Genomic DNA, 13,065 nt, shown 5'->3' on the forward strand with positions numbered 1-13,065 from the left:
GTGGTGAGTTTAATAAATCCATAACAGATGATTCGACATTTATTCAATCAACATCAATACCACAAATGAATAATGTCATGCTGACTTATGAAAACGATAAAATTAAATATTTACCTGCTATTGGTTCAACATTATAGCGATCAAATTGATATTTTAACTTCATTTGCATTTAAAGACTTCTATAACGAATTCTTAAAAGATAATCAGGATATTACAGAGCGTGATCTTAATCGTTCATCGTTAGGTTTAACAACTTATCAGCAGCTATCTAATATTATTGAAGACTATTACGGTTACGGTCAGACGATGCTATTGAAGTTTGATAATCATATTGGTGGCAGCATGGATGATGATATTAATATGTATACTGGCTTGATGATTCGAAATAATCATATGCTAACTATGGTTACTCGCAATGGTTCGGTGTTTTCTGGTGGTACAGATTTATTCACTGCAGGTGAAAAGCGCATTCTACAACTAGCGCAGCCTGTTACTAACATTGAGCTAACGAAACAAGTGGGTGTTCATAGTTGGGCTGAAGATGATAAAACAGCAAAAGAATTCCCTTTTACAGATTTAAGCCATCGTAAACAAGCGACCTACTTTGCAAAAATGTTGGGTAATAAAGGCGTTGATTTCTACCTATACACTCTAGATTCAGCACCTGCATCTGGTGAGCATTGGGTAACAAACGACGAATCGGCTAAATATGGCTTAATCTCAGGGACTTATTACGAATAAAAACACATTATAACCAATAAAAAACCGACATGTTTTTGCATGTCGGTTTTTTGTTTTACGTTAGGTGTTCAATAATCCTTTTGGTGTTCATCGTTTAATGAATGGCACCAATACGGTTGAATCTCACCCCATTTGGTAACCAACTTGGCCATGATGAATCAGGATTATGATTAAAGGTGAAACTGATCCAAATGAATGTCGCCTTACCAACGAGGTTTTGCTCTGGCATAAAGCCCCAGTATCGGCTATCAAGGCTGTTATCACGGTTATCACCCATTGCAAAGTAATGACCTTTCGGTACAACCCACTCACCTACAGGAGAGCCTGGTTGTTGGTAATAGCGGTTATACATTTCAGGTAGATTAGGATCACGTAAAATACGATGTTCGACGTTACCTAAATGTTCTTGGTATTCATCTAAATCAGTACCTAGCTCAGTAAATTTACTTACGCCAATATACTTTTTAGGTACTTCGTAAGTGGCTGGGCACTCTTTCTGACCGTTACAAGCAGGCTTAATATATAAGGTTTTGTCACGGTAAATAACGGTATCGCCTGGCAAACCAACAACACGTTTGATTAAATCAATCTTAGGGTTTTCAGGGTCGATAAATACCGTAATGTCACCACGCTGAGGCTTACCCGTTGGGATCAGTGTTTTATGGAAAACGGGATCACGTAAACCATAAGCAAACTTTTCTACACCAATAAAATCACCCGGTAATAACGTTGGTTGCATAGAGCCACTCGGAATTTGAAATGGTTCTATGATAAATGAGCGAATGATTAAGATAGCAAAAAGTACAGGAAACATTGAGCGAGCTTGTGCTACCCACCCTGTTTGTTCTTGATTAGTAACGCCCGTTTCTTTCTCTCTTTGAGGTTGCCAGCGGTACTTATCTAAAAAGAAGAAGATCCCTGTTATCAGGGTTGCTAGCGTAAGTATGAGCGAAAACAATTCCGCTGAGTTAATAAATGAAAGCATGTTTTATCCAAGGGCAATGTATTGTTCTAATAATAGTTCTAGCGTATTGAACATGAATAACTTATTAAAGAAAACGCCCTGAATTCGCAAACTTTGATCCCACTTGCGCGGTATTTGATATATGACCTGTTGCGGTTAATCCTCTTGCTCATGTGGGTATAAAGTAAAAGCAAAACCTAAGCCTAAATCCGCTAACTGTTTAATCACACTTGGTTTAATTTGCTCAATAAAAGCACGATGTGTTGATGAGGTATTGTAACCAACATTCATCACTTTATGGGAACTGCTTTGACGCTATCAGGCATACTTTTAAGCCAATTACAGTGGTTTTCCAAACAACTATTAGCAGAGTTATAGTCATCAAAAGAGAGATTGGTTATCCATTGTGGATGATAATTATCTGGCGGGTAGATTTCAGTGCCTGAATACTTTTTATTTATAAACTCAAGCAATGCATAAAATGGCTGCTCTGTATGAAGCTCTAAATCGACAGTAATATATGTTGTTTTCATGATAACTACCTATTTTTGTTTTCTTCAGGTGTTTTTACTCAGTAAATGGCATGATGACTGCGTTAAGATTAGTTTTGAATAAACGCAACAATATAAGGATAACGATGACTTATCAACAATGGGCATTAATTGCAGATATTTATACGCCAGTGATCGCATTGGTGTGTTTTATTTCAATTCTACGGGTGATGTTAAAAGGTAACATGCAGCAAGGGTTAATACGGTTAGGATTGGTAATTCTGTCGACTATATTTATCTATACCATGATGTTCATTGATAATATCTTGCATATTTGGCCTGCATTCGGACTTGATTACAGTACCCACACAGCTATCGCGCTTGTCTTTGTTTCGTATTTCATTGTTTATAAATCGCGATTAATGCACCTGATGGTGATATCAATGATTAGCTATGCCCTGCTCATGGTTCATCAGCATTATCATAGTGTTGCTGATATCGTTACCACTGCAGTAGTTATTTTGCCCATAACGCTGTTAATTCAATCTCACAGGTTTGTTAAGTGTTAATCATATATTTCGATTATTTTGAAATCGGATAAAAAAGGAGGGCAAAATATTACCTAGCTGTCTATTTTTTGTGTTATTAGGCGTGCTTTTTATAAATTAATGCATTTTGTTCTGTTATTGACTCATTTTATTATGTTAAGTTTGATGCATAGATGTTGATGTGAATTAGAGTGTATATATGAGATTGATAAAATTAAGCTACAAGATGTTTTACTATGCATCGTTGGCCATTACGATCTTTTACACCTACCATTTTTTTTCATTGGCTTTTAATCGCTATTCTGTACTGCCGCAGTGCATTATTTTGTCTCTATTTAAATGTGTAGCGAGTGGTGTTATCACGCTTGTCGTGTTACGTGCTAGTTATCGTGAAGAAAATAAGCACTTAAGCAAACGCTTCGCAAAATATGATCAGCGAGCTATTAAGCGTGATTATATAGATTAGTTAAATATACTAAATAGCGATATCTTCAGCTTGTCTTCAGCTTTGTTACGATATAAAGCCAAAAGGAAGTAAGCCTAAAATAAGGGTAATAAATGAGAATTGGGGTTATTGGTTTAGGTGATATTGCACAAAAGGCATATCTTCCTATCATGACGCAACTGAACAATGTTGAGCTTGTTTTCTGTACTCGTGATGCCTCTGTACTGGCTGCATTGTCTGAAAAATACCGTATCAAACATTGTTATAGTGATTACCGTGAATTAACAAAGCAACATGTCGATGCGGTAATGATCCATGCCGCAACCAGTGTGCATTTTGATGTGGCATTTTGGTTTCTCACTCAAGGTATTCCTACTTTTGTTGATAAACCTCTCGTCGATAGCGGTGAGCAAGTTGAACTGCTTTATAACTTAGCTGAGAAATACCAAACCCCTCTTTATGTTGGCTTTAATCGTCGTCATATCCCGCTTTACAATAAACACCTCCCTGAATTAGCTTCCGGTAATGTTGGTGAATTACTATCACTACGTTGGGAAAAGAATCGTCACAACTTACCCGGTGATATTCATACCTTTATTTTTGATGATTTTATTCACGCTCTAGACAGTGTTAACTTAAATTGTAAATCGACTTTAGAAGATGTTTACCTCACCCACCAAATGAGCGGTAACCAACTTTCTCGTGTTGATGTGCAATGGCAAGCAGGACAATGTTTACTTCATGCTTCAATGAACCGTTTAACAGGGATGACGAATGAAACGGTGTCAGCGACTTACTACAATCAGTCGTACCAATTCCCATCGTTTACCCGAGGTCAACGTTGGCTCAATAATGAAGAGCGTATTCTAACGAGTGAAGATTGGACGCCAATGTTAGCAACCAAAGGTTTTGAAGCGATGATCATAGATTGGTTATATGTGGTGGAGGAAGGTTCAATGCCAATGCATACCATTGAGCGAAATATTTCATCTCATCAATTAGCTGATGCAATTTCTCACCAATTACGCAGCATTTTTAAAACTGACGCGTAATTAGTATGTTATTTTGTGATGTTGTCACTAGAGTGAAATACCATTAACGTTATGGTTAATGGTATTCAAATGTCTTTTGATATTGTTTTAGCGTTAAGCCAAATTGATGCTGAAATCGCTGAGCAAAACGTAATTCTGATTTATAGCCACAAAGGTTTGCCAACTCTATTTGTGAGTATGGTTTGTTTTGCAATAAGCTAAGTGCATATCCCATTCTCAGCTGAGCTAACACCTCTCTAAATTGGGTGTTCTCTTCTTTTAAACGTCTAATCAACGTCGATTTACTCAAGCCAAAATGCTCACAAACCGATTCAATTGAATGATTAGCTTGAGGATCTTCATTGAAATACTGCGTAAGTTTATCTCGCCAACTTAAGCTACGTACCGTAAAAAGTTGATGTAATTGCCCGTCATTCGCTAAGTGCTCAAACAATGCATTAACGATATGTTTTTGCACGTTTGGCTCAATATCTTTTGGCATGGTAATGATACTTTGCCATAGGTATTTCGCTGTGCCGTTAATGTTATATTCTGGTGTTTGTTCTGCTTGGTGATTTTCTGACGAACGTTCAATCAAAGCATCACTTGGTCTGATCATAAAGCTCAATTGCGTTGAGAAAAACTGACTTTGGTTAGGTTTATTAATAAAGGTTAATGATGTATTACCGTGCGATAATAACCAATTTTTACTATTAAAACTGATCCAATCATTTTGCCACTGCAACTGTTTCTCCCCTTGCTGGATCCAGAAAATCGAAGGGTAAATAATCGGTACATTGCGTAGACGTTGCGGCTGGCTACCGTTGTAATAGCTAAGCTTAATAATACTATTCATAGTCTATACAAAAGCCCTGTTTACCTAGTTGTTAAGGTAAACAGGGCTCTTACTCTATCTTAATTAACGAGTGTAAGTCGCTGTAATTGTAGATTTACCTAGAGAAGTCATGTTTAGCATGAAGCTAACAAGTGCACATGATGCATCATCTGGTACTTCTAATTTTTCTACTGGTAATGCCCATACAGTGAATTGGTAACGGTGCATACCATGACCTTCTGGAGGACAAGCACCGCCGTAACCGTTGAAACCGTAGTCGTTACGCATTTCAAGACCAGCTGCTAATTTACCTGAAGCACCCTGCTCTAGTGATGTTGTTGATGCTGGGATGTTGATCACTTGCCAGTGCCAGAAACCGCAACCTGTTGGTGCGTCTGGATCGAAACAAGTTACAGCGAAACTTTTTGTACCTTCAGGTGCATTTGCCCACTCTAGTTGTGGAGAAACGTTATCACCATCGTGACCAAAGCTATTGAATGAAAAACGTTTTTCTTTTGGTTGACCTTCAGCAAGGTCGTTACTGCGTAGTGTAAAGGCTGTCATTTTCGATGTCCTATTGTTTTCTTGTTGAGATAATAATAAGACGAATCGATTAAAGATACACATCCAAAAGTGTCAATTTTAGTTTTTATTCCTAATGTTTGATACTTTCTGTATTTTATTTGATTAATATGTTGTTTTAGTGGGAAAAAGTAGCGCTTGTCACATTGATAAAGGGTAATAAACGCTACTGATAGGTATTACTTCATAAGGCTTGGTGATTTGATGGCGTCTTTTGCCAGCTCTTTAGCAAAGTCTTGAATGTCTGCTTCTATCTTGTCGATTTCGTGATTGATAGATCCCACATTCACGGTCTTCATTTCACGGTTTTCCATCACTACCTTACCGTTAACAATGGTCGTGTCCACATTGCTTGGGTTTGCTTGGTACACTAAGGTTGCATACGGATTGTAATTAGGACGCATATTTGCTGAATCTGTTTCAACAATAATGATATCGGCTTTCTTCCCTGTTTCTAACGAACCAATTTGATCATCCATATGTAACGCTTTAGCTCCACCAATGGTGGCTAACTCAATAACCTGCTCTGGGATCATAATAGTGCGATCATCATGCTTTAGGCGTTGCATGTTAGCGGCATAGCTTAAGGTACGCCATAGATCGACTTGGTTAGAGCTCATTGGTCCATCTGTGCCTAAACCCATTGGAATGTCTTGTTGATACATTTCCCATGCCGGTGCAATACCCGTTGCGCCTTTGGCATTTGCCATTGGGTTATAAGCAATACCTGCACCTGATTGTTTCACCAATGCAATGTCATCTTTGGTTAAATGAATACTGTGTGCCAGCACCATACGATCGTTTAATACCCCGATTTTATTTAGCCATGCGACAGGGCTAAGTTTGTCGGTATTATCTTGAATGCGCTCTGCTTCATTGCCAAATTCACTTACGTGGATCAACACAGGTACATCTAATTTTTTAGATAATACATTGATTTCTTGTAATTTATCCTCTGCTACTGTGTATACAGCATGTGGCGCAAAAGCTGGCGTGATCAACGGATCGTTTTTGTATTCACTAATAAATTGCTTGGCATATTCAATTCCACCATGAGGCTCTTTCGCATCAACCACTGGGAACTTAATCACTGTTTCACCCAGTACAGCACGTAAGCCGATCTCTTTAGTTGCTTTGGCCATTTCATCCATGTGGTAATACATGTCAGCGTAGGTCGTGACACCACTTTGTGCTAAATCCAATGTGCCTAAACGGGTTGCTTGATAGATAAGATCACGGCTTAATTTCTCTTTTTCTAATGGGAAGAAATATGCAAACAAACGGTTCGCAATCCCTTCTTCACCTAAGCCACGAAACGCAATCATAGGTAAGTGATTATGCGTGTTGATCATACCCGGCATAACAATGCCATCTTGAGCATCAATCACTTTGGTCGCTGTATATTGCTTAAGTAATTCACTTGAGCCAATCGCAATAATTTGATCATCTTTAACAACAACGACACCCTGCTTAATGATGTCTTTATTACTATTCATGGTTAACACCTGACCGTTCTTAATGATCAGAGTGGCGTTATGGTTCAGTTGTGAAGTTTGAGAACAAGCAGAAAGCAGGCTTACAGCCAGCAGTGAAAGCGTGAGTTTTTTCATAAAAGGATAAGCACAGTAAAGGAAGTGGCGAAAGTATGCCGATTCCATCAAATCAAGTAAACGTTTGCGTAAAGGTGTTACATGAGTTTTGTGATCTATGCATTTTTTGAACTTGAATAAATATATTAATGGTCAAAATTAGTCCAATAACGCTGGGTATTAATAAAATCAGTTAATTACGACCATTTAAATCTTGAATTGATGTTCTAAACTACTGTTTATAAAATCACTGTTGTTATATACAGTTGGATGTAAGTAATACTATGCGTATTGAATTAATGATTAACAAACTTAACTTATCTGAAGCTCATTTTACTAAAATCGATGAAGAATTTACTCGTCGTATCAATGCCATTTGGCCTGATGCAAATGTACGTGTTCGTCTTGGCGGCAACAATGATCTGAGTGTTTTAGGTTGTTTAGCTGATGATAAAGAACGTGTTGAAGTGCTTTTACAAGAAATGTTTGATGAAGCAGATGAGTGGTTATACAACGATATCGACATGTATTAACTATCTATGTAACAAAATTGCATAGTTCATGTAGCACGGTTATTTGGTTAATTAGCTTGCTAATTTGTCTATCTATAAAGCAGTTTTCATCACCTATAATAAACACATATTCATCAAACAGTTATGTGGTTTACTATGAGTGATTTTATTTCTAAGAATATCTGGTCTGATTTTACCAAAGATCCTGAAATGCCAGGGTTTAGCTTTCGAGATACAGATGAGAAAAACGAGAACTGTGTAACTGCACTACTTGAACGCTGGGATGCAGGTACTTATGAAGCACCCCACCATCACCCTAATGATGATATGTCGATCATTGTTAAAGGTGAAATTGTGATTCAGTTTTACACAAAACTTGATGGCGAACTGGTAAAAGATGGTGACGAAGTCATTTTAACTGCAGGTCAAACCGGTTACATTCAAGCAAATCGTATTCACAGCGTGTTATATAAAACTGATTGCGACATGGTTTATATTCAAGATCGTGTTTTCGGTTTTGAAGCTGACGAATAAGCAACTTATATCGCTATTGGTTTTAAAAAAGTATAAATAGATTTTTAAAACAAATACTTAAAACAGCCATTCAATGAGTGGCTGTTTTTATTTATAGCACTATCCATGGTTCATGATGAACCAATTCAAATTGGATGTTTTCACCTTCAACGGTGAAATGCAGTTTTTCGTTATAGGTATCTATTTCATCTTGGTTGTTACAAGGCCAGAAAAAATGAATACCATAACTGACTGTTGCGTAACCACTTTTCAAATCAGATGACATTTCAACCATGTCTACATTCAAACTGCCCGTAGCAAACTGATAACGTAAATCTTGTTGATCATGTTTAGTGAATAAGGCTGGTGAAAACTCGCTCTCATGCCCTTGCACATATTCAATAATGTTTTCAGCGACTGAAACTTCTTTATTGATTGCAAAACTAACTGCTTGTGTCGTCATAATGCACTCCTTATCTATGGCATTATCATTACACATTTAGCATAAAACGTCAGTCTTCGTAGCAAAAATTGATTTTGCTATTATCGTTGGTGGTTATTTTAGTTTCTGCCTCTTTGTTTACAACGATGGATGAATCATCTTCCATTACGCCATTGATAGTACTTTTCGCTGTATTACACATAGTGGCGATCGAACGTTCTTTCATATCAAGCTCTATTTGATTCACTCTTGCTGATAATTCAAAAAGTGAATCTGTCATCAATGATAAGTTAAGTTTCCCCAACGCTTTTTTGGCATCGACAGATGATGACTGAAATGCAGTGACCGTCATATTCTCTGCAACAACATTCACCTTTGCATGCGCATTATCGGTTAACGTTATATCTAAGTTTGTTGTTGAACCGTGTAACTCTGCATATGATTTTTCAACCAAACTAGCAGTAAATCGAGTTGAATCTATAGCGCAATCATCGATATCTACATTGGCATGATTTTCAATGAGCATTTTTACAAGCGGTTTAGCAACGGTCACATTAGCAACAATATTTGTTTTTGGGTTTTCTTCAGTTGCTGAATAAAGTTTTAATGTTGCGTTGTACACTTGTAATTTAACATTTTCTAACTCATCCCCTTCAAACGAAATAGACGGCAATTTTCCACAACTAACGTTCACTGTTAAGTTATTTATATTGCTATCAATTTCATTAAATTGTTTTAAGTAGATATTCGTTGCACTAGCATTGGTGGAACAAAAGCAACAAAGTAAGATCAGGCTCTTTAATCGTTTCATACCCACACATCCTTTTCCCCCTAATAGTCTAAGTATATGTAATTACAACTTACTTCAGCGTATCAAGTTTACAACTACTCGTGACACCGTAACACTTTAATTATTTGATATATTACGAGTATTGCATCGGTAAATTTAACAAAAATGGAGAAATTTGAGCTCGATTTTTAATCTAATATGGCATTGTAAGATCATAAAATACGATCATTAGTTTTTATGTAACTAACAGATTTATATAGTAATTTATTCTCAGTCTTATATAATATCTCTTATAGCAGATCTAAAATATCATTCGTAATGCCAAATAATGTTCCAATTGATCCACGTTCCTTCTCTCTTAGAGCTACTTCGTTACGTCAACAAACAGAGCTTGCACAACGTGTAAACCAGATCCAATACGCATCATCAAACCCTGCACTTTCATACATTAACTCTTTAGCAGCAACGGATACTACAGGCGGACAAGCGAATGCTAGGTATACGTTAGAACGATTAGCCCGTTATATTATGGGCGATAGTTTTCAACTAATTGATTGGAAAGTATTATTTTTAGATCAAACAAAGCTATTTGATGCAGTTAGGGCTTTCTTAATTCTTCGTGCGAAGCAAAAAGCAAAGATGAAGAATCAGTTTTTTTCTGCTGAACTACCTTTAAAAAACTTACAAGTTAAGCCCCTGCTGAATGCATTGATGGCAGTAGCTAAAATGCTGCATTCTGAAAAAATCCTTTCTCTATCAGAAGTTAGCGAACTTGAAGATCGTATTGCCAAATTTAAACTGAGTGATAGTAAAAAAGTAAGTTTGGATCAAGGCTGGTTACAACCTAATCCCCCACAGTTTTATCAATTCGAATTGACGACTCAATCTCGTGTCATGTTAGAAGCATTTAGTTGTTTTTGTATTCGAAGCTGTATTGAAAGGTTTGATTGGATCCCCCTTCTGTATGCACCAGTACTTCAATCAACGATGCAATCATTCTTAATGGAGCGAATTGAAAATACATTAGGCGATCAAAAGAAATCTTATGCGCCAGCTACTGCTGATAATTTACTTCGAATGTTACGTGGCGTTGCACAACATGCATGGTTAGCAGAATTGATCTCAGTTGAAACATTAGAACGTATCAAAGCGATAAAATTACCTAGAGGTTCTCGCCAATCAAGTGGTCGATATTTAAGTTATCAGGAATTAGATCACATCTCAGCACTAACATTAGATCAAAAAAATAAAGCTAAGGCGTTGAGAGATAATGCTATTTTTTGGTTGATGTATGAAGCAGGTTTACGTCGAGCAGAAGTGGTGAGTTTAAATATCTACGATATTGATATGGAGCGTTGCCAACTTCGGGTACTTGGTAAAGGTAATAAAGAACGCTATGTGCCTTTTTCGACAAAGAGTGATCTTTATCAGTCGATGCAGCAATGGCTTTTTATTCGTCAACAAAATAGTCATTTAGATAAGCCTGCACTATTTTGTACTATCAACCGTTATCAAGCTTTAACTCACCAAAGACTCACTACACAGACATTGAATGATTTGTGTAAGGGGTTGAATAAGAAAGGATTTAATAGAATAGTCTCACCTCATGATTTTCGACATTCGGTGGCAACAAACTTACTTCGTTCGGGATTCGATCTACTTTTAGTCAGTAAATTTATGGGACATAGCAGCATTACGACAACGCAACGCTACGATAGACGTACAGACGATGATCTGAAAGGTGTCATTCCAGGGCGATAATGTAACTGATTAATTCATCGTATTTATAAAATCATGTACGAACTCTCAATTTTGGACATATTCAATTTAATGCTTTATTAAATATGAAATATAATATTCCATATAAAGGAGTTCATGATGAAAATGTGTGTTATTGCTTCAATTATTTCGATTATTTTACTTATTTCTTTCCCATCAGGAGCACGTAGTTTCGAACAATATGTAGAACAGTATAATGTTTTGCCATGTGAAGGATTAAAAGTTAAACAGGAAAGTTTAAAAAAACGTGCACCAATGATAAAGAATGTGTCATCAAATAAAGAAATTAAAACATTTAAAAATCAACAAAAAGCAGTTAGCTATCTGATCAAGAAGAAGAAATGTTCTTCTTCTTAATCAATTTAGGAAAGTGTCACTAAAAGATAAGCATTTAGGGCTACAACCAAAGTAACAATCACAATACCTGCATAATTTACATAGCTATTATTTTTGAACTCCCCCATTAACTTTTTACTGTTGGTGAAAATCAGTAATGGGATAATAGCAAGTGCAATACCAAAGCTAAGCACGACTTGGCTCATCACTAGAATTTTTGTCGTATTAATAGCTAATGCAATAACAATAAATGACGGAACCATTGTTACAACACGGCGTAATAGCAAAGGTATTTTGAACTTAACAAAACCTTGCATAACCACATCACCAGCCATCGTTCCGACTACTGTTGATGATAAACCCGACGCAATTAGCGAGACTGCAAACAATGTTGATGCTGCTTTACCAACAAGTGGTGTTAATGTTTGATACGCTGTTTCTATCTCAGCAATATGTTGATTACCTGAATAGTGAAATACCGCTGCTGCCATTGCAACAATCGCAATATTTACAAAACCAGCAATAACCATAGCAATCAGTACATCTACACGTGTTGATTTTAAACGTCTTTTTTTACTTTCGCCGTAAGTGTTTTTAAATAGGGCTGAATGCAAGTAGATAACATGTGGCATTACTGTCGCACCTAAAATACCAGCGGCAAGATAGATTTGATGCGAATTATCCAATGTCGGAATAATAAGCCCCTTCACCATTTCGTGTGTTTGAGGCTGAGCAAACAATAATTCAACAACATATACCACCGCAACAAGCAGTAATAATGAACCGATAACAACTTCTAATGGTTTTTGGCTTTTATTGTTAAGCATAAGAATGGCCATTGTCACCACTGCAGTGATCATTGCACCTTCCATTAAACTAACACCAAACAACAATTGAAAACCTACTGAAGCACCGATAAATTCGGCAAGATCTGTTGCCATAGCAATAATTTCGGCTTGAATCCAGTAAGGACCAATTGCCCATTTCGGTAGGTGATCACGCAGGTGCTCTGCTAAGTTCTTCCCTGTCACAATGCCTAATTTAGCTGACAAGTATTGGATTAACATCGCCATTAAATTGGCCCATAACACGACCCAAAGTAATTGGTACCCAAAAGCCGAACCAGACTCAATATTGGTTGCAAAGTTACCTGGATCGATATAGCCAATAGCAGCAATAAATGCAGGGCCCAGTAATAAAAGTTTTTTCTTTAGCTTTAGGCTAAAGCTAGCCATTTCTGGCTTAATAGAAATTGATGAACAGGCCATAGCTAACTCCTTATTTAGATTAAGCTATACTATCAACCTGTAAATGATAATCAATATCATTTAATCTCAATTATCGGTATGTTAGTTTACGCAAATAGATAAAAGATAACCAATAGTTAAATGCTATCTAAAATTTGATATAGAAAAACGAAAGTATAAAACGGCGTTATGAATTGCTATAGAACAAACGCTATATAAA

16 protein-coding genes are annotated in these 13,065 nt (G+C 36.7%); 7 read left to right on the forward strand and 9 right to left on the reverse strand.

What is annotated here, in order from left to right; translation table 11 throughout:
* The first annotated feature begins 87 nt into the window (after window positions 1–87).
* The gene (locus E5A76_RS07400) at window positions 88–741 is read left to right on the forward strand and encodes a hypothetical protein (RefSeq protein ID WP_237459305.1); all 654 of its coding nucleotides are present in this window, start codon (window positions 88–90) and stop codon (window positions 739–741) included.
* Between the two features lie 94 nt (window positions 742–835).
* On the opposite strand, the gene lepB is transcribed toward E5A76_RS07400, so the two are convergent.
* The 3 genes from lepB to E5A76_RS07415 form a co-directional block, all read right to left on the reverse strand.
* Window positions 836–1,726: a signal peptidase I gene (gene lepB / locus E5A76_RS07405; RefSeq protein WP_161118538.1), complete on the reverse strand. Its 891-nt coding sequence runs from the start codon at window positions 1,724–1,726 to the stop codon at window positions 836–838.
* A gap of 135 nt (window positions 1,727–1,861) precedes the next feature.
* The gene (locus E5A76_RS07410) at window positions 1,862–1,999 is read right to left on the reverse strand and encodes a hypothetical protein (protein ID WP_161118539.1); all 138 of its coding nucleotides are present in this window, start codon (window positions 1,997–1,999) and stop codon (window positions 1,862–1,864) included.
* The gene (locus E5A76_RS07415; RefSeq protein ID WP_161118540.1) at window positions 1,996–2,238 is read right to left on the reverse strand and encodes a hypothetical protein; all 243 of its coding nucleotides are present in this window, start codon (window positions 2,236–2,238) and stop codon (window positions 1,996–1,998) included. Before E5A76_RS07415 ends, E5A76_RS07410 begins: the two co-directional genes overlap by 4 nt.
* 104 nt (window positions 2,239–2,342) lie before the next feature.
* On the opposite strand from E5A76_RS07415, the gene E5A76_RS07420 reads away from it, so the two are divergent.
* Together E5A76_RS07420 and E5A76_RS07425 are read left to right on the forward strand one after the other, a co-directional pair.
* On the forward strand, window positions 2,343–2,765 hold the full coding sequence (locus tag E5A76_RS07420; RefSeq protein ID WP_161118541.1) for a hypothetical protein: 423 nt from the start codon (window positions 2,343–2,345) through the stop codon (window positions 2,763–2,765).
* A 537-nt stretch (window positions 2,766–3,302) separates the two neighbouring features.
* Complete coding sequence (locus E5A76_RS07425; protein ID WP_161118542.1) at window positions 3,303–4,241, forward strand: Gfo/Idh/MocA family protein; 939 nt, start codon at window positions 3,303–3,305, stop codon at window positions 4,239–4,241.
* 55 nt (window positions 4,242–4,296) lie between these two features.
* On the opposite strand, the gene E5A76_RS07430 is transcribed toward E5A76_RS07425, so the two are convergent.
* The 3 genes from E5A76_RS07430 to E5A76_RS07440 all read right to left on the reverse strand — a co-directional run bounded on the left by E5A76_RS07430 (window position 4,297) and on the right by E5A76_RS07440 (window position 7,247).
* Window positions 4,297–5,076: a helix-turn-helix transcriptional regulator gene (locus E5A76_RS07430; RefSeq protein ID WP_161118543.1), complete on the reverse strand. Its 780-nt coding sequence runs from the start codon at window positions 5,074–5,076 to the stop codon at window positions 4,297–4,299.
* A gap of 63 nt (window positions 5,077–5,139) precedes the next feature.
* On the reverse strand, window positions 5,140–5,619 hold the full coding sequence (locus tag E5A76_RS07435) for a YbhB/YbcL family Raf kinase inhibitor-like protein (RefSeq protein WP_008989324.1): 480 nt from the start codon (window positions 5,617–5,619) through the stop codon (window positions 5,140–5,142).
* Window positions 5,620–5,816: 197 nt separating this feature from the next.
* Window positions 5,817–7,247 (reverse strand): amidohydrolase, encoded by a 1,431-nt coding sequence (locus E5A76_RS07440; RefSeq protein WP_161118544.1) that lies wholly within the window; start codon window positions 7,245–7,247, stop codon window positions 5,817–5,819.
* A 263-nt stretch (window positions 7,248–7,510) separates the two neighbouring features.
* Between E5A76_RS07440 and E5A76_RS07445 the strand changes: the two genes are divergently transcribed.
* Window positions 7,511–7,759 (forward strand): DinI-like family protein, encoded by a 249-nt coding sequence (locus E5A76_RS07445; RefSeq protein ID WP_161118545.1) that lies wholly within the window; start codon window positions 7,511–7,513, stop codon window positions 7,757–7,759.
* A 135-nt stretch (window positions 7,760–7,894) separates the two neighbouring features.
* Window positions 7,895–8,272: a cupin domain-containing protein gene (locus E5A76_RS07450; protein WP_161118546.1), complete on the forward strand. Its 378-nt coding sequence runs from the start codon at window positions 7,895–7,897 to the stop codon at window positions 8,270–8,272.
* Window positions 8,273–8,363: 91 nt separating this feature from the next.
* Here the strand turns inward: E5A76_RS07450 and E5A76_RS07455 are convergent, their stop codons facing one another.
* Together E5A76_RS07455 and E5A76_RS07460 are read right to left on the reverse strand one after the other, a co-directional pair.
* Window positions 8,364–8,714: a hypothetical protein gene (locus tag E5A76_RS07455; protein WP_053989069.1), complete on the reverse strand. Its 351-nt coding sequence runs from the start codon at window positions 8,712–8,714 to the stop codon at window positions 8,364–8,366.
* Between the two features lie 49 nt (window positions 8,715–8,763).
* Window positions 8,764–9,504, reverse strand: coding sequence for a GIN domain-containing protein (locus tag E5A76_RS07460; RefSeq protein ID WP_161118547.1), 741 nt, complete (start codon window positions 9,502–9,504; stop codon window positions 8,764–8,766).
* Between the two features lie 297 nt (window positions 9,505–9,801).
* Between E5A76_RS07460 and E5A76_RS07465 the strand changes: the two genes are divergently transcribed.
* Window positions 9,802–11,244 (forward strand): tyrosine-type recombinase/integrase, encoded by a 1,443-nt coding sequence (locus E5A76_RS07465; protein WP_161118548.1) that lies wholly within the window; start codon window positions 9,802–9,804, stop codon window positions 11,242–11,244.
* A 117-nt stretch (window positions 11,245–11,361) separates the two neighbouring features.
* Complete coding sequence (locus E5A76_RS07470; protein WP_107165776.1) at window positions 11,362–11,619, forward strand: hypothetical protein; 258 nt, start codon at window positions 11,362–11,364, stop codon at window positions 11,617–11,619.
* Window positions 11,620–11,624: 5 nt separating this feature from the next.
* On the opposite strand, the gene E5A76_RS07475 is transcribed toward E5A76_RS07470, so the two are convergent.
* Window positions 11,625–12,866: an Nramp family divalent metal transporter gene (locus tag E5A76_RS07475; protein ID WP_272919137.1), complete on the reverse strand. Its 1,242-nt coding sequence runs from the start codon at window positions 12,864–12,866 to the stop codon at window positions 11,625–11,627.
* Window positions 12,867–13,065: the final 199 nt, after the last annotated feature.

The organism is Photobacterium lucens (genome assembly GCF_009873615.1).
GTDB lineage: Bacteria > Pseudomonadota > Gammaproteobacteria > Enterobacterales > Vibrionaceae > Photobacterium > Photobacterium lucens.